This window comes from Sphingobium boeckii (genome assembly GCF_014199215.1).
Classification (GTDB): Bacteria; Pseudomonadota; Alphaproteobacteria; order Sphingomonadales; family Sphingomonadaceae; genus Sphingobium_A; species Sphingobium_A boeckii.
Map to the genome: position 1 here is coordinate 215,394 of NZ_JACIJC010000003.1, position 20,441 is coordinate 235,834.

16 protein-coding genes are annotated in these 20,441 nt (G+C 62.5%); 5 read left to right on the forward strand and 11 right to left on the reverse strand.

From position 1 onward, the window contains the following. Positions 1-33: 33 nt before the first annotated feature. Genes FHS49_RS09555 through FHS49_RS09565 form a run of 3 tightly spaced genes read right to left on the reverse strand, consistent with a single transcriptional unit; the run spans position 34 to position 2,080 of the window. Positions 34-816: a FadR/GntR family transcriptional regulator gene (locus FHS49_RS09555; RefSeq protein WP_343052951.1), complete on the reverse strand. Its 783-nt coding sequence runs from the start codon at positions 814-816 to the stop codon at positions 34-36. Next, positions 813-1,379, reverse strand: a complete 567-nt coding sequence (locus FHS49_RS09560) for a nuclear transport factor 2 family protein (protein ID WP_184017818.1) — start codon at positions 1,377-1,379, stop codon at positions 813-815. The genes FHS49_RS09555 and FHS49_RS09560 overlap by 4 nt, the downstream gene beginning before the upstream one ends. A 47-nt stretch (positions 1,380-1,426) precedes the next feature. Beyond that, entirely contained in the window at positions 1,427-2,080 is a 654-nt protein-coding gene (locus FHS49_RS09565) for a carboxymuconolactone decarboxylase family protein (RefSeq protein ID WP_184017820.1), read from the reverse strand. A gap of 437 nt (positions 2,081-2,517) precedes the next feature. On the opposite strand from FHS49_RS09565, the gene FHS49_RS09570 reads away from it, so the two are divergent. The 5 genes from FHS49_RS09570 to FHS49_RS09590 all read left to right on the forward strand — a co-directional run bounded on the left by FHS49_RS09570 (position 2,518) and on the right by FHS49_RS09590 (position 8,001). Then, entirely contained in the window at positions 2,518-3,276 is a 759-nt protein-coding gene (locus tag FHS49_RS09570; protein ID WP_184017822.1) for an SRPBCC family protein, read from the forward strand. After that, positions 3,273-4,142 (forward strand): FAD binding domain-containing protein, encoded by an 870-nt coding sequence (locus tag FHS49_RS09575; protein ID WP_184017824.1) that lies wholly within the window; start codon positions 3,273-3,275, stop codon positions 4,140-4,142. The genes FHS49_RS09570 and FHS49_RS09575 overlap by 4 nt, the downstream gene beginning before the upstream one ends. Then, complete coding sequence (locus tag FHS49_RS09580; protein WP_184017826.1) at positions 4,139-4,612, forward strand: (2Fe-2S)-binding protein; 474 nt, start codon at positions 4,139-4,141, stop codon at positions 4,610-4,612. The genes FHS49_RS09575 and FHS49_RS09580 overlap by 4 nt, the downstream gene beginning before the upstream one ends. Further along, positions 4,609-7,440 carry a xanthine dehydrogenase family protein molybdopterin-binding subunit gene (locus FHS49_RS09585; RefSeq protein ID WP_184017828.1) on the forward strand — a complete coding sequence of 944 codons (2,832 nt, stop codon included), beginning with the start codon at positions 4,609-4,611 and terminating at the stop codon, positions 7,438-7,440. The genes FHS49_RS09580 and FHS49_RS09585 overlap by 4 nt, the downstream gene beginning before the upstream one ends. A 237-nt stretch (positions 7,441-7,677) precedes the next feature. Continuing rightward, positions 7,678-8,001 (forward strand): hypothetical protein, encoded by a 324-nt coding sequence (locus FHS49_RS09590; RefSeq protein ID WP_184017831.1) that lies wholly within the window; start codon positions 7,678-7,680, stop codon positions 7,999-8,001. A 245-nt stretch (positions 8,002-8,246) separates the two neighbouring features. Here FHS49_RS09590 and FHS49_RS09595 read toward each other — a convergent pair whose 3' ends face one another. From FHS49_RS09595 to FHS49_RS09630, 8 genes are all read right to left on the reverse strand, one after another. Further along, entirely contained in the window at positions 8,247-9,083 is an 837-nt protein-coding gene (locus FHS49_RS09595; protein WP_343052952.1) for a LytTR family DNA-binding domain-containing protein, read from the reverse strand. Positions 9,084-9,421: 338 nt separating this feature from the next. After that, positions 9,422-10,210, reverse strand: a complete 789-nt coding sequence (locus FHS49_RS09600; RefSeq protein WP_184017832.1) for a FadR/GntR family transcriptional regulator — start codon at positions 10,208-10,210, stop codon at positions 9,422-9,424. 105 nt (positions 10,211-10,315) lie between these two features. Then, the gene (locus FHS49_RS09605; RefSeq protein ID WP_184017834.1) at positions 10,316-10,816 is read right to left on the reverse strand and encodes a nuclear transport factor 2 family protein; all 501 of its coding nucleotides are present in this window, start codon (positions 10,814-10,816) and stop codon (positions 10,316-10,318) included. Between the two features lie 71 nt (positions 10,817-10,887). Then, on the reverse strand, positions 10,888-12,510 hold the full coding sequence (locus FHS49_RS09610) for a GH35 family beta-galactosidase (protein ID WP_246350546.1): 1,623 nt from the start codon (positions 12,508-12,510) through the stop codon (positions 10,888-10,890). A 54-nt stretch (positions 12,511-12,564) separates the two neighbouring features. Beyond that, positions 12,565-13,530 carry an alpha/beta hydrolase gene (locus FHS49_RS09615; RefSeq protein WP_246350547.1) on the reverse strand — a complete coding sequence of 322 codons (966 nt, stop codon included), beginning with the start codon at positions 13,528-13,530 and terminating at the stop codon, positions 12,565-12,567. Between the two features lie 28 nt (positions 13,531-13,558). Beyond that, the gene (locus tag FHS49_RS09620; RefSeq protein WP_184017837.1) at positions 13,559-15,226 is read right to left on the reverse strand and encodes a tannase/feruloyl esterase family alpha/beta hydrolase; all 1,668 of its coding nucleotides are present in this window, start codon (positions 15,224-15,226) and stop codon (positions 13,559-13,561) included. Between the two features lie 64 nt (positions 15,227-15,290). Further along, positions 15,291-17,462: a beta-glucosidase family protein gene (locus tag FHS49_RS09625; RefSeq protein WP_184017839.1), complete on the reverse strand. Its 2,172-nt coding sequence runs from the start codon at positions 17,460-17,462 to the stop codon at positions 15,291-15,293. Positions 17,463-17,581: 119 nt separating this feature from the next. Further along, on the reverse strand, positions 17,582-20,323 hold the full coding sequence (locus FHS49_RS09630; RefSeq protein ID WP_184017841.1) for a TonB-dependent receptor domain-containing protein: 2,742 nt from the start codon (positions 20,321-20,323) through the stop codon (positions 17,582-17,584). Positions 20,324-20,441 lie beyond the last annotated feature (118 nt).

Here is a 20,441-nt window from a genome sequence, read left to right on the forward strand (position 1 = left end):
GCCCTGCCTTGCGATTGGCGGATCGGCTCGGGATTAAAGGCTGACGATCTGGGCGTAGCGCTTGCGGGTCGTCTGCACCGACTGCCTGGCGGCTGCGACCGCCTCCTCTTCGATGGCGAAGAGGAGATGATCGATAACCGCCGTCAGATGCACGCGCGTGGCTTCGCGGGCCTTGGCGGGATTGCGCTCCCGCAGCGCCGTCACGATAGCGCTATATTCTTCGATCACCGGCCGGATATTGGCCGATCGCGCCTTTTTCATGATCAGCGCGCAATCGGGCGAAGAGGAACGCAGTTTCCAGAGTTCGGCGTGCATCATTTCAATCGCGGCATTTCTCGTGGCCCGTGCGATCACCAGGCTGAACGCGGACTCCGCTTCTTCGGCGCTGCCACCCCGCTGATTGCCCGCGGCCATCACGCTTACCAGATGGTCCAGCTCGGCAATCTCGCCATCGGTGATTTGCAGGGCCGCAAGCGCGGCCGCCTCGCTATCGATCAACAGCCGGGCCTCGATCGCCTCGAAAGCGCTGATCGCAAATTGCGGCTCGGCAGCATCGTCGCCGGGAACACGCACGACATAGGCACCCGATCCGATCCGGACTTCGACCAGACCGCTCACTTCGAGCGCCAATATCGCCTCCCGGATCGCCGGCCGGCTGACGCCGTGCGTTGCGGCGAGATCGCGTTCCGCCGGCAACCGATCGCCCACCGCATATTTGCCGGCCTGAATGTCTTCGATGATCTGGCGCGCGACCTTCTTGTAAAGGCGCACGGGTTGATCGGGCCTGGCACCATCGATCACCGCCCGGCCGGTCACCAGCGATCGACCGGATCGTCCATCGTCAGCGGGCGATTATAGGAAGGATCGGATGAGTCTCTCGTGCCCTTGATCATCCCGAAGCGCTGGAAGGCTTCGGTCTTCATGATCGAAGAATCGCCCTTCAGCACCACGTCCACCGTGCAGCGGCGAAGCGCGATCCGCCAGACGCCATCCCGCTTTTCGAGCCGGTCAAGATAGCGGCCGTTGAGAAACCGGCAGGTCTCTCCGTCCTTGTTGAGCATCGCACCGATCACATAGCTTTCGGCATGGGCCTCGTCGCCATCGATCTCGCACGTGTGCGTCGTGATATTGTGCATAGACATGATCGATCCGCCATCATGCGCTTTATTGGCCCAATCCGCATAGTCCGGCCCTGCATTCACTGCCCAGCTTCCGTGTTCGTCAATTCCGTCCGGATGATAACAGGCGGTCATCAGATCGGAATCAAAGCGGTCATGGCCACGGGCATGGCTGTGAACGACATCCTCGATCGCCTGGCGATCGCTCAGATACCGGATTTGCTGCTCCATAGCCGCCAGGCGCGCTTCCACAGTATCCATGTCTTTGTCTCCTTGTCTGATATCTAAACCAAATCGTGTCTATCGGATCAACGCGCCGAGAGGCCGGGGTTGCGTGGCTCAAGGCGCAATCTCAGTGCATTCTGAAAATAGGCCACATTGGTGAACTGACCGACCAGCACGCACAATTCGAAAAGCTGATCTTCGGTATAGCTCTGCGCCAGCACCGCCCAGGTCTCGTCGGTGATCATCACATCAGCGCGCAATTCCTCGCTCGCCTTCAGGATCGCGCGGTCATGCACGCTCCAGCCATCCCAGGCCGATCCCTCTTCCACGAGCCGATCAATCTCCTGCGCGGTCACCCCTGCCTTTTTTGCACGCGCCACATGTTCGCCAAACTCATAGGGTGCCCCCAGAAGCCATCCCGTGCGTAACACGGCGAGTTCACAATCGCGCACCGGCAACGTGCCATTCTGGAAAAGCTCCATCGAAAGCGCCATCACAGCGTCCCACAAGGCCTGATGCTTGCACAAGACGAACATGATTTCGGGGATTATCTCCAGCGGCAACGGCGGCGCATCGGCATACATCGCGCCGCGAAGCTTTTTCGTGGTAGCTTGGACCTGCTCCGCGACCGATTCCCGATCCAGCGCTGCCATGCGGGGCGGATGGCCCAGGATCGCGCCCTCCCGCTCCTGAATGTGCGCCAGCGTCGCCTCGGGAATCGTCACTTCGGTCGTCATAATTGCATCGCTCCAGCATCGCTCTCGTCTGATGATCCGAAATTGGTCCGGCCACATCTTTCCAAACCGGGCTATATCCTCTTACAAGCGTTAGCAACCGCCGCCTTAATCCGTCCGGCGCAATCGGCTAGGCCAGTTTTGCACGGTTTACCGTGAACGAGAGACACAAGAATCCGGGAGGGGATTGGACCTGATGGCCCGATTTACGCATCAGCAAGGGCGATCGACCGGGACAGAAACCCGCGAAAAGGCCAGGATCGTCACGATATCGGGTTGGGATATTCATGAGATGTGAAGATAACGCCACTGCGATCATCGTTCGTGAAAGGAACTACCCCCCGGCGGCCCCTGCGGCACGCGGGTCCGGCATATCAAACAGGGTGACGCTCGCGGCCTGAACGGCTGCGCGTCGCCATGAGACAATAGGAGAGTAAGCGATGGAAATGGCCGGAAAACAGAGGATTGCCGCAAGCCGCGAAGATGTGTGGCGTGCGCTGAACGACCCGCAAGTGCTGCGGCAATGTATCCCCGGCTGCCAGTCGCTCGAACAGGATGGCGCGGAACGCTTCAAGGCGACGGTGGAAATCAAGATCGGCCCCATCGGCGCCCGCTTCACCGGTGCCGTCACGCTCACCGATCTCAATCCGCCGCAAGGCTATACGATCGTCGGCGAAGGCAGCGGCGGCATGGCGGGATCGGCCAAGGGCAATGCCAAGGTTGCCCTGGCGGATGACAATGGTGCCACCATTTTGAGCTACACGGTCGAAGCGCAGGTGGGCGGCCGCCTTGCCCAATTGGGTGGCCCGATCATCGACGCTACGGCCAAGCAGCTCGCCGCCAAATTCTTCCGCAAGTTCGAAGAAGTGATCACCGGCGCGAAAGCAGACGTGTCGGAAACGCAGCCCACGAATGCGGCTGGCGTGACGGAGTTACGCCCTGCCCCGGCCTTCGCGCCCCGCGACCAGCGTGGGCTGCCGATCGCCTGGATCCTCGCGCTCGCGGTGGCCGCCTTAACCGGCTTCCTGGTGGGTCGCGGAGACGGCGGCAACGGCTCCGACTGGATGGGGCTGGCGATCGGGCTGCTCGTCATCATCGTCGCCGCGGCGGGCTTCGAATTCGGTCGGCGCAGCGCTGCGCCTATAGTGATGCTGGATGACGCCGTGCTGGCGCGGCTGGCCGGCGGACGCCGGCCATGAAACCTGCGCCCTTTGACTATATGCGGCCTGACACGATCGAAGAGGCCTGTGCCATATTGGCGGAAGCCGGCGGCGGCGCGACCGTGATCGCGGGAGGACAGACGCTCATGCCGCTGCTGGCGCTGCGGATGAGCCAGCCGTTCATCCTGGTCGATCTCAGCCGCATCACCGCCTTGCGCGGCGTGACCCGCATCGCGGAAGCGACGCGGATCGGGCCGATGACCACGCAGAATGATGCGATCGCCGATGCGACGTTGCAAAGCCGCCTGCCGCTGCTGGTCCAGGCGCTCCGCCATGTCGGGCATCATCAGACCCGCAACCGCGGCACCATCGGCGGCTCGATCGCCTTTGGGGAACCCGCCGCGGAATCACCGGCGGCCGCTGTGGCGCTGGGCGCAACGCTGGAGCTGCGTTCGGTCCGCGGCGTGCGCACGGTGCCCGCGGACGAATTCTATCTCGGCCCCTATGCCACCGTGATCGAGCCCGATGAGTTGCTGACCGCGATCGACGTGCCGGACTGGCCTGCGGATTCGGTGCCGCTCTTTCGGGAAGTGGCCTTGCGACCGGGCGATTTCGCTCTGGTCGGGCTGATCGGTTCGATCGTCCTCGAAAGCGGCAAGATCGCGCGCGCCAGCCTCGCTTGGTTCGGCATGGGGGCGACCCCCATCAAGGCCCGGCGCGCCGAGGACGCCCTGATCGGCCAGTCTCCGGACTCGCTCCAGCCGGCATTGATCGCGGAACTGGCGATCGCCGAAACCGATCCGTTCGACGATCACCATGCGACGGCCGATTATCGCCGCACGGTCGGTCAACGCATTTTCACGCGAACGCTGAGCGAAGCGCTCGGCATAAGGCAGGCAGCATGAGCGACCATCGGATCGAATTGACGGTAAATGGGCAGACGCGTTCGGCCACGGTCGAAGGACGCCGCACGCTGAGCGATTTCCTGCGCATCGACGCGGGCTATACCGGCGTTCACGTCGGTTGCGAACATGGCGTATGCGGTGCGTGCACCGTGATCGTGGACGGGCGCGCGGTGCGATCGTGCCTGATGCTGGCCGTGCAGGCGGATGGCGCTGCAGTAACGACCGTCGAAGGCCTGGCCGCGCCGGACGGAACGCTCCATCCCGTGCAGCAGGCTTTGCGCGACGCGCATGGCCTGCAATGCGGTTTCTGCACACCAGGAATCGTGATGACCCTGGCCGCTCTCACCAGCGACGAAAAGAAGCCCGGCGCGGAGACGCTGCTCGGTGCGATGTCCGGCCATATCTGCCGCTGCACGGGCTATCAGGGCATCAGGAAAGCCGCGCGCGCGCTGGCGGGAGAAGACGTATGAACCCGACCATCAACGCCGCCCGCTTCATTGGCCAGCGAGTGCCGCGCAAGGAAGATCACCGCCTGCTGACGGGACGCGGCACCTTCGTGGACGATGTCGTCGTGGCGGGCATGTTGCACGTCGCCTTTCTGCGCAGCCCCATTGCGCGCGGGCGGATCCTGTCCTTCGACACCGCCGCAGCGCGCGCGATGCCGGGCGTCCATGCGATCCTCACCGCGGCCGACCTTTCGGCACTCAAGATCGACATGCTGAGTTTCTTTCTCGCGCCGGCCGAGATCGCCATCACGCCGCTGGCGGACGGGCGCGTGGCTTATGTCGGCGAACCCGTCGTCATGGTCATCGCCGTGGATCGCTATGTGGCAGAGGACGCCACCAGCCTGATCGAGATCGACTATGACGAGGAAGACCCCGTCGTCACGATCGACGACGCCAGGACGGGCGCGCCCGTGCACCCCGGCATGGATTCGAACGTGGCGGCCGCCATGGGCGAGGACGAGATCAACGAGCCGCTGGAAGCCCTGCTCCGCGACGCACCGCATCTGATCAGCGGCACCATCACTCATCAGCGCATCGCCCAATCCCCGATGGAAACACGCGGCGTGATCGTCTCGCCGCAGGGGAGCGAGGAGATCATCGTCTATATCACCTGCGCGAGTCCGCATCTGATCGCACGCAATCTGAGCATGGCGTTCAATCTGCCGAACACCAATTTCCGCGTGATCGCCAAGGATGTCGGCGGATCCTTCGGCCTGAAGAACCAGCCGTGGAAGGAAGAGATGGCGGTCATCGCGGCGGGCATCCTTCTGGGACGTCCGCTGAAATGGATCGAAGACCGCTGGGAGAATTTGACCGGTGCCAATCAGGCGCGCGAGCAGGAAATGACGCTTCGCATCGCCTTCGACAATGACGGAAAATTGCTGGCATCCCACGCCGATTATCACCTCAACAACGGTGCCTATCCGCATGGCGCGGATTGCAACATCGCGGTCGTGATGTTCCTCTGGTCGGCCTATAAGATACCCGAATTCAGCTTTCAGACGCAGGGATGGTTCTCCAATACCGCCGGGCTTGCGGCCTATCGCGGCCCCTGGGCGATCGAGACGCTGGCGCGCGAAGTGCTGCTGGACGAGGCCGCCCGCAAGATCGGAATCGATCCGATCGAAATCCGCCGGCGCAATTTGATCACCAGAGCCGATCAGCCGATGGTGGCATCCATGGGCATTCCGATCGACGATATCAGCCCGATGGAATGCCTCGACAAGCTGCTCGAAGTAGTCGACGTGGCCGCCTTTCGCATCGAGCAGGAAGCCGCCCGCAAGGAAGGCCGCTATCTGGGCATCGGCTTTGCCACCTATATCGAGCCGACCGGTGCGGCGGGCAGCATCAACGTGATGACGGGCGAACTGGCGCATGTGCAGATCGAGCCGACCGGCAAGGTCACAGCGATCATGAGCACGCATTCGCAAGGCCATGGCACGCAGACCACCATGGCGCAGATCTTCGCCGAAGAACTCGGCGTGCCCTTTGAAGACGTGACCGTGCATGAGGGCGACAGCTCGCGCGGTGGCTTTAGCCCGGGCGCGGCGGGCAGCCGCCAGGGCGTCATCGGCGGCGGCGCGTCCATCAAGGCGGCGGGGTTGCTGCGGGACAAGATCAAGAAGGTGGCGGCGCATCTGCTCAACGCCAATCCCGACGATGTCACGATCGAAGGCGGCATGGTCCGGGTGCGGGGGGCCGAGGAAATGACGCGCAGCCTGCGCCAGATCGCGGAGATCGCTTATGGCGAGCCCGACCGCCTTCCACCCGGCATGGAATCGGGATTGGAGGCGCAATATCGCTACAATCCGCCGCCGATGACCTTCACCAGCGCCGCTCATGCCTGCATCGTGGAGATCGATGCCGAGACGGGTTTCGTGAAGATCAAGCGATGGGTGTCCAGCGAGGATTGCGGGGTGATGATCAATCCCGCAATCGTCGAGGGCCAGATTTCGGGTGGGCTGGCGCAGGCCATCGGCACGGTGTTGCTGGAAGAATTCGGCTATGACGATCGCGGCAATCCCACCACCGTGACCTTCAAGGATTATATGCTGCCCGCGATTTCGGACGTCCCGGATTTCGAATTCGTCCATGCCAACACACCCTCCCAGGCGGAAGGCGGATTTCGCGGCGTGGGCGAAGGCGGGTGCATCATCGGCCCGCCGACCCTGGTCAATGCCATTGCCGATGCACTTTCGCCCTTCAACGCGCGGTGCCTTGATCTCCCGCTGACGCCGTCCAAGATCCTGCAGCTTATGGAAGGCAAGGATATCTCCCGCGCGGCCCAGCGACAGGTGAAATCGGATGCCGCCGCCGCTGCTGCTGCCGCCAAGGCCGTGGCCGAAAAGGAGGTGCACATCGGCAGCCATGGCGAAGGGCTGCCCCCCATGGCGGCCGCGATGCTGCCCGGTGGCGCGGATGCCGCGGCGCTGGAAGCCGAAAGCACCGAAAGCGAGGTCCACGCCGATGGATCAGCGACGGAGGCAGCGCCACCATCGAGCCCGGCAGGCGATTGGGATTGCGTCATGTCCACGCCGATGGGGCCGCAAACGATGAAGCTGCATTTCGATATCGAGGGCGACGCCGTGACCGGATACACCAGCAGCCCCGACGGCACGGCCGAATTCACCGGCATTGCGCTTGGCAATCAGATCAAATTCGATCTGAAAGTGACCAAACCCATGAAAATCACCCTGAAATACGACATTGCGATCGAGGGCGACGTGCTGGCGGGCAAGGTGAAAATGGGGCTGTTCGGGACCGCTAAACTTAAGGGAAGCCGGGCGGAATAGCGGCGCACGGGCGGGCCGGAAACATGCCTTGAAACGGCGTGTTCAGTCAGCTCATGCGAAAACAGGGTTGCGGTATGTATCCCGCAGCCACGGGATCGTTGCGGCGGAAAGCCGTTCACTTTTTTCGTGGCATCGCGGCTGGAGACCATTATAGAACTGATCAGTGCGTTTAGGCGTATGGCGTTCGAAGCCCAATTCGAACGGAACAATCGAGACCCATGGGATGAGGATATTCTGATGCGTTATGTGAAATATTTCGCCGCCGCTCTGGTGGCCGTTTCGCCCGTCGCGGCGTTCGCGCAGGCAGCGCCCGCTGCTGCGACGGCACCTGCCACGCCGGCTTACACCACCGGCGAAACCGATCTCGGCACGCTGCTTGATAATCCGGACACCAAAGCCGTGCTCAACAAATATATCGCGGCCATGATCAGCAACGAGCAGATCGACATGGCGCGCGGCATGACGCTGAAGACTCTTCAGCAATATTCCGCTGAGACGCTGACCGACGACGTGCTGGCCAAGATCGATGCCGATCTGGCGAAGGTGCCAGCCAAGAAATAAGAAGATCGGTGCTGGAGACGATCGCGCACTGTGACGTCTCCAGCGCTTTCTGTTTTCGCGATGAGGCATCAGCCCGCGTCGAAACAGCGCCATGGCCTGGACCGCACGGCGCACGGCTTGCCTTCGGGTCGATCCACCACCCTGATTGCGAGCGTAGCGAAGCCATCCGGAGCGGTTGATGCCACCGTGGATTGCCGCGTCGCCGCGCTTCTCGCAACGACGCGTCCGTCTCATGTCATCATGCCTTAATCGGGCAGGAAACCAGCCCGTCTGAGCCTGTCCACCGAATCGCGCGCGACCGGAGACCGCAGGCCGTTGACCAGCCGCACCTCCCTGTGACGACCATTGCCGATCACCTCCGCCACGGCATCCTGCGCCACCCACCAACTGCGATGCGTCTGCGCGCCCGGACGCCCCTCCATTTCGGCGATGGCATCGCGCAGCCTCAGAAAGACCAGCTCGCTCCGATCGGCACCATGGACGCGGACATAATGGTCTTCGCTTTCAAGCGCGAGAATATCGCCGATAAAGGCCGGACTGAGCCGCTGATGGAGGCGCGGTCGCAGCGATTTGGTCTCTGGGTCCGCCGTCAAGGTCGATGACCGCCCCTCGCCCTGCCCGGCCACCGGGTAGACGGGATATCCGGACCCGAACTGTCCAATGCGGCTGGCATCGTAATAATGCAGCAAATGCGCGTCCGCCCGTTCGGCCCAGGACACCACCGCCATGATCGCGAGCGCGCTCAGCACGGTGAAGGGAAGCATACCGGGATATCCGCCCAGCAAACGCACCTCTTCGCCCCCCATCAAGCGCCAGATCAAGGCCATGGGAAGGCTGGTCAGCATGACGCCCCAGAATACCAGAGCCCCCTTGGGAAGACCGGTCACCTTCGCGATCCAGCGCAATAATTGAATCGTGGGGCGAACCAGAAGATAGGCGCCCCCGAAAAAGATTCCCCATGTTGCGAATCGCGAGAGGAAAGCGCCTCCGAGATAGGTGCCGAAGGGACCGAGAAAGCCGACCACGCCAGCCACCATCACCATGGCCCAGAATTCCAGCAGGAGCCGCCGCAGCCGTTTCACGCAAACGCCTGCCCATTCACGAAGCGCGAACCGCAAAATCCGCGGTTTTCCGCGGCTAAACCGGCGCTGTCGACGGGTAACGTAATCGCCATTGCCCGCCAATCGCGACGGCCTAATTCAACAATCACCTGATCCGGTCGATCGACGACGGGGCGGTTTTGGAGATAGAATGATGACGCATTATCTGAACTATAAGGAAATCCTGTTCGCGGCGACTTGCGCTTTGGCAACCCATGTCGCGCTGATTTCCCTGGCGCTTCAGCCTTGAGGCGAACGCGCTGGATCACAGGGACGCCGGCAAGGGAACAAGGCTCATGGATGCGGGACCGATCAAGACGTCAACCGGCACGCAAGGCCGCGAAACGCTCACGCTTGTCCCGCGCCGCGTTGCGCACCTGCTCGACGGCCGCTTCCTCGGTGGCGAAGAGAAGGTGATCGAGCACCGCGGCAAGATGAACCCGCATCGCCGCGCGAGCCTCGTCGGGATTGCGGCGACGCAGGGCGGCGGCGATGATCTCATGCTCGTGAACCACCGGCTTGACCTGCGCAGCGCGCGCCTTGGCCAGCAACAGCGCGATATCCGGTGAAGAGGCCCGCATCCGCCAGAGATGTTCGATCACGTCCACGATCGCGGCGTTGCGCGTGGCGCGCGCGATAAGAAGATGGAAAGCGCGGTCTGCCTCTTCGGTGCCGCCCTCGGCACTATTTTCCGCGGCGATCTGCTTGACCAGCGCATCGAGCTGATCCAGTTCCTCATCCGTGATCTGGGTTGCGGCGAGCGCGGCGGCTTCCGCCTCGATCAGCCGGCGCGCTTCGATCAATTCGAACGCCGTGACGTTGAAGCCGGGAGCATCGGCATATCCGGGCTTTTCGCAGACATAGGCACCCGACCCCACGCGCACCTCGATCAGCCCCTGAACCTCAAGCGCGATGATCGCTTCGCGCACAGTCGGCCGGCTGACATTATGCTCCGCAGCCAGCTCGCGCTCCGCCGGCAATCGATCCCCCACGCCATATTTCCCGGACACGATGTCATCGAACAGATGGCGTGCAAGCTGCTTGTAAAGGCGACTGTGACTGTCCGGCTGCGCTGTCCGCGCATTTTGGGATCGAACGCCAACTTCCATTTTTCGAAATGCCCTATCGCGCGCCCGCATTAAAACCGAAAACCCGACCGTGACTGGTCAGGCTAGCACGGTAAGGCGGACGCCTTCTTAGTCAAGCACAGGGCATCAATCGGCGATTACCCTGCGCGTGAAGGTCGGCGCGGCGGCGTCGGGCAGGTGCGGCGGCGGACCATAATCAGGGCATTCGACGAACGCCGCGGACAGATCGGTCGGCCCCCGATAATGCAGCGCCCAATGCCGCCAGGCGAAATACCATTGCCCGCCTTCTTCGATATAACGATCGAAATAGACCCCCAATGTCATGGCTGAACTGCCATCCGCCATCTTCGCCAATTCCGTCACCTGAATTCTGCCGGTGGCTGTGCCCTCTCCCAGATCGAGCAGCGGTGGGCCGAGGATGAGCTGAACGCGCTCGCAAGCGCCGAGAAGCCGCACAAATTGCGTTTCGATCTCGGTGCGCCCGCCGATCTGCATACCGGCGATCTTCCAAGTGCCAGCCTCGGCGAAGCAATGCGCGAAGCTGTTCGCATCCTTGCGCCACACCGCATCGACAAAACGCGCATGAAGCTGGCGAATGGCATAGTCTGTAGACAGGGTATCAGGCATGGACATTCTCTCGCTCGGTCATGATCCGGTTAGACAGCTTATGCGCACGGTATGAAACGGACGCGACCGCGTTACAATCTGCGGCGCAACAATTTCATCCTAACGATCCGCAGATCATCCGTGGGAAACAGGGCGTAGCGCTCATCGCCATTCAGCGTGCGGCCTGCGATCCACCGGCCATTTTCGAATGTGCCTTCCTGCGCGGAATCGATCTCGACTTCACGATCAGGCGCAGCGAATTTGATGGCGATGCCGCGGCCCACGACGAGATATTCATCGTCGCTTTGCTGGATGATCAGGCCATAACCGCTGGTCTTCACGGCCTCCGCCCCGGTCCCCGCGCCAAACGCGCCCAGCGTGCTGCCAGGCCCGGTGATGCTGATATCATAGCCGCCAAGCCGCTCTTCCCATTTGCCGCCCACGGGCAGCTTGAAACCGCGGATCCGGCCCTCGGCCTGCGCGCGTGCGATCGGCCCGGTCATGCCGTTCAGCGTGCGATAGGCGTTGAACACATCATGCCCATCGGGCGCATCTTCGATGCCGAAGGGCGAAAAGCCGATGGCAGCGTGCTTGCCCAGCGCGATGAACAGATTGCCGGCGTCCAGCTTGGCTTCCGGAACGAAGATCGGATTGTCGGCGCGGCGATAAAGCGCCAGCGTCTCATCAAACTCTTTCACATAGATGTCGGGCGCGAGCAGGGCCAGCGACGGCGCGGCCGCCTTCCAAACATCCATCATCCGCGCGACGGGGCCGCCGCTGGGATATTGGCCGGGCACCAGTGCGCCCGGCTGCGGGCCGAGCCACGCATTGGCAAACATCGGCAGCGCATATTCCGCAGCGCCGGCCTTCGCGACGCGGTCCACATAACGGCCGAAGCCCCATGCCATGAACACCTCCTCCGCCAGCGGATCCGATCCGAAGACCTCCGCCCAGCTTCCGGTCTCGCGAAATCCCTGCCGGCCCCATAATTCCACCAACGATGGTTTCAGCATATTGCGGTGCGTGCGCAGGTAGGCCATCAATTCGGCCGGCACCTGCTGGCTCCAGGCCGCATTGGCTTGCGCAGAGCGATCGCGACTGTCCCCCAGCAAGCCGACCTCATTCTCCACCTGCATCATGATGATCGTCTGATCCCGATCGACCTTCTTGATGTGCCGCATCAGCGCTGCAAAGGCGCGGGCATCGGCCTCTGCCAGCCGATCGTTAAAGGCGCTGAGCATCGTGGTGAAGAAAGCGCCCATCGCGTTTGAACCGGTGCGCGCCGCCCGCGGAAAACGGGTCTCATCCCGTCGCACCCAGGAGGGCGCATATTTCGATTCCGCATTCTTATAGGCACCGAACCAGATCATCACCAGGCGGATGCCCCGCGCCCGCGCCTGCTTGATCTGATCGTCTACCGCGGTGAAATCATAACGGCCCTCTTCGGGCTCGACCAATTCCCAGCTTGCGGCACCGATCACCGTCTTGACGTTATTTTTCGCCAGCCGATCCCAGATCGGTGCCATATAGGCCGGGCTCGAGGGGCTGGAATTGTGCAATTCCCCTGCGAGCGCGAGATAGGGCGCGCCATCCACGATCAGTTGCACCGCCTCCCCGCGCGGTTCCAGATAGGGAAGGTCCCGCTGTGCGCGTGCGGATGCGGCCTGCAGCGACAGCCCTGCCAATATGCCCAATAATATGCGGCCCGGCTTCATAGCATTCTTTCCTTCAAAAGGCGGCGGTGTGGGCAGTTCATGAACGACCCGGGATCATTTCGCGGCAGGCGCGCTCAGAAAGCCTTGCATCGAAAGCCAGGCGACGAACTCCTCGATCAGCAAGGCCGGCGTTGTCCCGGCTTTGCCGAGGCCGAAGCCGTGGCCACCGCGGCCATAAGCATGAAGCTCCACGGGGCGTTTTGCTTGTTGCCAGCCCTCGACCATGGCGAAGCCGTTGGACCGGAAGATCTCATCATCCAGCGCGATGGCGTTGAACAAGGGCGGTGCATCGGCAGGCACCGAAACGGCGACTTGCGGCCCATATATAAATCCGATGAACGCGGGTCGCGTCGCCGGATCAGGCGCGAGCCCCGTGGCGAGCGACGTCATCGCACCGGCCGAAAAGCCCATCATGCCCACGCGGGCGGGATCCAGTCCCCACTTTGCCGCCTGGCTCCGAACCAGCTTGAGCGCCGCCAGTCCATCCTCCATCGATTCCCGATTGCGGAGCGCTTCCCCGCCCGAGGCGGGAGCGGCCAGCGCGGCCATCAGCCGCCGGATCGAGAACAGTCGGGACTCATATTCATCGACCGGGGTGGCCACCAGACGGTATTTGAGGACGAACGCGGCGATGCCACGGCTCGCCAGCGCACGCGCCACCTGAAAGCCCTCGGTCTCCATCGAGAGCGCCGTGAAGCCGCCGCCGGGCGCGATGATGACGGCCGCCCCCGTGGCTTTGGCCGGATCCGGCAGCACCGGGGTCAATGTCGGCCTGGTGACGTTGCGCACGATGACATTCTCGCCGTCCTGCGTCCAAATCTCGGTGGATGCCTTGCCCGGCGTGCCGTTGCCATAAAGCGGGATCGCACCGGGATCGGCGGGAGCCGGAATGATCTTCGGCAGCGGCACCGAACGCGCATAGGCTTCCGCAGGATCCACAGCCGGCGCAGCGCTCGATTGCGCGACGACAGGGACCGGAGTGAGAACAAGTGCCGAGAGGATCAGCATTCGGGTTATCATGTCATGTCCCTTTCAAAGATGGCGAATTTCAACGGCAGACATAGCTGGCGGCCTGATCGGGGTCGCCACCGGGCTGCAGAACGCTGCGCTTGGGAAAGGCGCAAAGCAGGCGCTGGCGGTCCGGCTTGCTCAACGGCATACCCATCAGCCCGCCAAATCCGCGCGATCCGACAAGCGCTTGGGGTGCCGCGCCCTTTTCGACCCATTGCTGCAACGCTGCGACGATATGGCGCTGCGGCGTGTCGTCAGCCTGGGGCGGATGAAGCTGACCGAAGGAACCCGCGCCCGTGCCACCCATGCAATGCTGCACACCCGGCACCATGAACAGGCTCATCGAATCTTTCGCCGCAGCCCCGGATTCGCGCAGCACCGCATCGCGATACTGGATCGTCGCCTCGGGCGGAATCGCTGCATCCGCCCAGCCGTGCCACAGGATGAGTTTGCCGCCGCGGGCGAAATAGCGGCGCAGGTTGGGCGGGGTATCGAGATCGCCCGACAAGGCCGCTCTCAACCGCGCGGGATCCGTGTTGAAATCGAAGGTTTCGGGCGTCGCGAAAGGCCGCTGCACCAGATCGCCCAGCAATCCGGCCATATGCTTCTGATTGCCCGATCGGCCATCGGGGCCATTCAGAATATAGCTCTCCCATCCGAACACCGGCACGGGAAAGCCCACTTCGGAGCCGCCCGGCAGATATCCCGCTGCCAAGGGGTGTCCCGCGGCATCGCGCGGGCCGGCGTAGATTTGTTTGAGGGCGTCGATCTGCGGCGATGCCAGGCATTGCGCCGAGGGCGATGTGCCGCACGCGAGCTTCGAAACATCGAACCTGCATTGACGCGGATCGTCCACCAGCCCATCGGGCTGGCCGTCTGCGGCATCGCATTGCGCCAGCACCTCGCTCTGGATCAGCTTGGCCTGCTCCGGACGGATAGCGGCTCCCGGCGCGCTTTGCGCCTTCACCGTGTTGATCATGGCGAATGCCAGATCGGTCCACCGCGCGGCCGGGGCGCCGGCCACGATGCCGTCATAATCCTCCGGAAAGCGTGCAGCCTCCATCAGCCCCTGACGCCCCCCGCCAGAGCAGCCGACAAAATAGGAATGCTTGGGGCCGCTGCCGTAAAACGCCTTGACCAGTTTCTTGGCCGCCACCGTCGACTGGTGGACCCCGCGCCAGCCATAATCCCGCACCCGCTGCGGACTGCCCTTGGCCCAAGCCGTATCCATCATCGTGCCCTGATGGCCCGTATCGGTCGCGACTCCAGCCTCCCCCGCCTTCACCGCCATGGTGAGCGCCATATAATCGATCGAACCGGCGAATCCGCCCATGCCGGCCCCGTGGAATCGTCCATCCCATCCCTGGCTCGGCATCCAGACTTCAAAGCCGATGCTCGATCCGGCTTCTGGAATGATCTGTCCGATGACGCGGCAGAATTGCGGCACGCCCGGCACGGCCGGCATCCCTGCTGCAGCACCCCCGCCGGATGCTTCGATCGGCACACCCGCGGGCTGGGTTCGCGCACTGATGATCTTGACCATGTCCAGCTTCCGGCCCGCCAGCTTCGCACAGGCATCGGCGGCCATAGCCGGCATGGGCCGCGCCGGGGCAGCCTGTGCGCTTGACGAAAGCGGACCACCGGATGACAGCGCGCAGAGAAGCGCCGCCACTGATGTGCCTGTCGTGATCCGGAAAAACGTCATCTTGCGCTCCATTGGTCTGGCGTCGCGCTTCCAGCCTGCGTGGGAGCGGACGACGGTCGAAGGATCAGTCCTTCCAATGCTTGGCCTTCATCCGCACGGTCACCGGCTTGCCCAAAGTCTCAGCATCGTCGCCCAGAGCGAAGGCATAGTCGTCCGCAGCGATGCTCCAGCCGCCGTCGCGCCAGTCGGCCAGCAGACGCGGATCGATCGCGACGGAAACCTTCTGCTGCGCACCCGCCTCAAGCGAAACCCGCTGGAAGCCGACCAGGCGCTGCTTGATCTCGCCATTGCGCGACACGAGATAGACCTGACCGACCGTCGCGCCAGCGCGCTTTCCGGTGTTGCGCACGGTGAAACTGGCCGAGGTTGCGTTGACCTTCAGATCGCCCGTGGCAAAGCTGGCGTAGCTGAGGCCGAAGCCGAACGGAAATAGCGCCTTCTGCCCACGCCGCGCGTTCCAGCGATAGCCCAGATCGGAGCCTTCCACATCGTAATTGGTGGAGAGTTTGCTGTCCTGCGCGGCCATCACGTCGAAACTTTCAGCCACTTCGCTGGCACCGTCGATAACCGGACGGGGCAATTGATCGAGGCTGGCGGGAAAGGTGAGGGGCAGCCGTCCCGAAGGATTGGTTTCGCCGATGAGGATTGAGGCGATCGCCTCGCCACCGCGTGCGCCGGGATACCAGGCTGCAAGCACCGCCGCGGTCTTGTCGAGCCAGGGCATCATCACCGGCCCGCCGGTTTCCAGCACGACGATGGTATTGGGATTGGCTTCGGCAACAGCCGCGATCAGCGCATCTTGCCCGCTGGGCAGCGAAAGATCGGGCTGGTCGAAGCCCTCGCTCGCCCATTGCGTTGCAAAGACGATCGCGACATCGGCCAATTTGGCCTGGGTGACGGCCTCGGAAATATAGCGCCCTTCGCTATAGGCGATCGTTGCGTTGGGCAGTTTGGCGCGCAACGCCTTGAGCGGCGAGGACTCATGATATTGCTCTGAAATGAAATCGCCGACCGGCCCGCCGCCCTGCTTGGGAACGATCACTTCCGGGCCTTTGTCGCCATGCACTTGCGACGATCCCGCGCCTGAAAGCACGCCGCGATCCGCATAGCCGCCAATTATGGCGACACGCTTGACCCCGGCCGCCAGCGGCAGCGCGCCGCCGCGATTGCGCAACAGCACGACGCCCTGCCGCGCGACTTCTTCCGCGATGTCGGCATTGGCCTTTCGGTCGATCGCTCCGCCGGGGGTCGCCGGATATTTATCGAGTCCATTGGCGTAGATCGCCGTCAGGATGCGCTTGTTCATATCATCCAGCCGGACCGCATAGGCCGGATCCGATTTTGCGGCCTTGGCCAGCATGTCCCCGAAATACACGGCCTTGTCGATCTGCGCGCCGGACTGCTGATCGAGGCCGTTCAGCGCGGTCGAGAGACCGGGAACCGCGCCCCAATCGGACATCACATAGCCCTTATAGCGCCAGTCCTTTTTCAGGACCGTGTTGAGCAACCAATCATTGTCGCACGCCTTGTGGCCAAGCACCTTATTGTAAGCGCACATCACGGAACCCGGCTGGCCGCGTTCGATCCCGATCTGGAACGCGAGCAAGTCGCTCTCGCGCGCGGCCGCTTCGGACACGCGCACATCCACCGAGAAACGACCGGTTTCCTGACCGTTCAGCGCGAAATGCTTGATCGTGGAGATGATGTGATTGGATTGGATCCCCGCGATCGAAGCGCCCACGAGAATGCCGGATTGCAGGGGATCTTCGGACAGATATTCGAAGGTCCGTCCATTGCGCGGATCGCGCATCAGATTGACGCCGCCCGCGAGCATCACGTTGAAGCCCTTGGCCCTGGCTTCCGATCCGATCATCGCGCCGGCGCGATAAAGCAATTCGGGATTCCAGGTGGACCCCATCGCCACGCCGGAGGGCAGCGCGGTCGCGCCGCCGTCGTTCCGCAACCCCATCAGATAGGCGACGCCAAGGCTGGCGTCCGTTTCCTTGAGCGCGGGAATGCCCAGACGCGGAATGGCGGGTGCGAAGCCGGCACCGGCAACCCCGCCTTCCGGCACACTTCCGCCCATGAGCGGCACGGCCAGCATGGTTTTGGTCAGCACCGTCTTTTCGGCATCTTCCATGCGCGAAACCGTTTCAGCCGCGCGCTTCTCGGATGCCGCCAATGTGCTTGGGCCATCGCCCTGCGCAAACGCCGATAAGGGGATAACCAGGGCCATGGCGGCGATCCCGATACGTATCTGGTTACGGCTGTGCACAGGCGGACCTCATGGCAATGAGAAAAAAGACGGCGAGGCAATGCAGATGCACCGCCTCGCCGAGGGAGGAATATCGAACCTTAGAACTTCTTGCTGATTCCGAGCTGGACATAACGCCCCAGCGTGAAGCCAAAATAGCCCGCGCCCGAACCGTTGCTGCCGTTGAACTGCGGCGGATCCTGATCGAACACATTATCCACATTCAGCGTGAACGACAGATCTTCCAATAGGCCGCCGACCTTCGGCGTATATTGAAAGGCCAGGTTGAAGATGTTGAAATCCCCAATGCTGGACTGGTTGAGATTGGCCGCCCTCGGCGGGACTTCGAAGCCGCCGGTCCGGTTCCATGTCACCTTGCCCAGGAAATCACCTGCAGTGCCTCCAAGCGTCGCCGACGTGCGCCAGCGGATAACCTGATTGGCATCCAGTCCCTGGAATGTGCTCGTGGGGGTCGATTGGGATTTATACGTCAGGATATACGTTCCAGCGACCCCGGCAAAAACCGAGCCGAAGGCGGTAGGACGCTGATAATCGACGCTGAAATCCAGCCCGCTGGTCTTTGCTCGCGCCAGGTTTTGCGACAGGCCATTTTCCAGGGCGTAGACCTTGCTGGGGTCAGCAAGATAGGTGTCCAGATTGGCAGCCGCGAGCAGCGTCGGGGATACCGAGCTGACATAATCCTGAATCTGGGCCGCCGTCAGCGGATTGGCCGCCGTGTTCAGGATATAGCTGTCTGGATAAAGCGAATAAAAGGACGGATTGAAGAATGACGGGAAGGAGATCCGGTCCTTGAAGTCGATATTGTAATAGGTCAGGCTGGCCGACAGGCCGGGCACGAATTCGGGTTTGAAATCAGTGCCGATCTGCCAGGTCGTTGCCTTTTGGGGCTTCAGATTGATGCCGCCGCCTGGATACAGCAGCAGAATGAACTTGCCGGCCGTATCGCCCGGCGCGCCGAAGGTGTTGGCGGGAAACACCTGGAGAGCGGTGGGGATGGTCTCCGCCTTGGATGCCAGTGACGGCGCCTGATAGGATTTGCCCCAGTTGCCGCGCAGCGTCCACCAGCTTGTCGGCTTCCAGGTGATGCCGAACTTGGGATTAGACGTGCCGCCGAAATCGCTATAATGATCGTAGCGACCCGCCGCCGAAAGGATGAGCGAATGGAACCCGGGCGCGCTGTTATCCTCGCTGAAAAGCGGCACGGACAGTTCGCCAAAGGCCGACTTCACGGTGCGCGCGTCGGTATAAGTCAGAATGGATCCCAAATTGGTGTTGAGCGCGCTGCCGTTGCGCTGGGAAAACTGCTCGCGCAGGATTTCGCCGCCAACGGCAACACGCACGTCCCCGCCCGGAAGCGCGAATAAGGGGCCGTCCACAACCACGCGCCCGTTGCTGATCTCGTCCCGACCCGTGCTCAGGCTCCGGAAATTGGATTGGTAGGCTAGTGCGGCCTGCCCGGCTGCGGTCGTCGCAAACAGCCCGGTGAAGGGATTGAAAGCGCCGCTATTGGCTTGCGCCTGCAACGCGCTCTGATCGATCGCTGCGCTGGAGAAACTGGAATAGCCCTCGCCATAATTGTAGAAGGCGACGGCTTGCCAATCGCCTCCCAGCTTCGCGGTAATCTGCGGCGTGACGCCCCATGTCTCAAGCGCCGTGCGGCCATAATTGTTCGGGCCGAACGTCGGACTGAGATCACCATAGGCTGTCCCGCTCGGCAGCCCCGGATAGGTAGCGGCCAAATTATACGTGGTTGGCCCGGCATCATTGGTGGATTTGCGATTGGTATAGAAGGCCGTGACGTCGAAGGTGATCGCATCCGACAGATCGACATTGAGCCCGGCCATCGCAGAGTGCCGGCTCGCGGCCGGGAAGAAAGTCGTGCCGCGGGTAATGTCGCATTTGTTGGCGGGGCCAGCCACCGGGACGCCGTTGACGATCGGATAATTCGTGATCGGCAGAAAAGCGAAGAATGGCGGCGTATTGGTAAACACAAGGCCGCCGGCCTGGTAATTGCCGGGGCTGCAATTGAGCGAATTGCCCGTGGGCGGCGTGGTCGTGTAATCCAGATTCTGGACGAAATCACGATCGCTGTTCCGAATGATATCATGATGGGCATAATTGTAGGTGGCCCATAGGGAGCCATTGTCCCACGTCTTGCCGCCCGTGGCACTGACGTCCCATTGCGTATAATCATCCGCCTGGCCGTAATGACCGCCCACTTCGAGGCCGTCATACCGTTTGCGGGTGATGAGGTTCACAACGCCGCCCACCGCGTCCGCGCCATAGGTCGCGGAACCGCCATCGGGCACCAGATCGACGCGCTGGAGCGCGCCCGGCGGAATGGCATCGATGTCTGCCGATGTCTGCGTGACGCCCATGCCCGGCAGACGATGCCCGTTGAGGAGGAGAAGCGTGCTGTTGCTGCCCGAAGCACCACCGCCGAGGAAGCGCAGCACCGGCGCATTAACCGTTTGAAACTGGCCGAAGCTGCCGACCTGGGGCCGGCTGTTGAAATTGGAATCGGATGGGAGCGATCCCAGCAATTGCGACGTCTCTGCAATCCCGAGCTGCGCGATATCGTCCGCGGTGACCGTCGTGATGTCCGAGCCGGTCGGTGCCTGGCCGCGGATGAGCGTCCCCGTAACGACGATATCGGCCTCGCTCACCGGATCTTCTTCCGACGCGACTGGCACAGAAGACACGTCTTGCGCGAAAGCCGGGGCAGCGACTGCCGCCGCCGCCAGCGCGACAGCCAGGCTAGCCCCCGCTACGCCCCCGCGCAAAGCGATGTCCAAATGATTCCGGAATTTGAAATTGGTCATATATCCCCCTCCTGAAGGCCCGGCTCGTTGTCCGAGAATTTTGAACGCTTTCACGCGCCGCCCTTGACGAAAATCAAAGCGATGAAAGCAATTTTACCGCCCCATAGGATTGGAAACG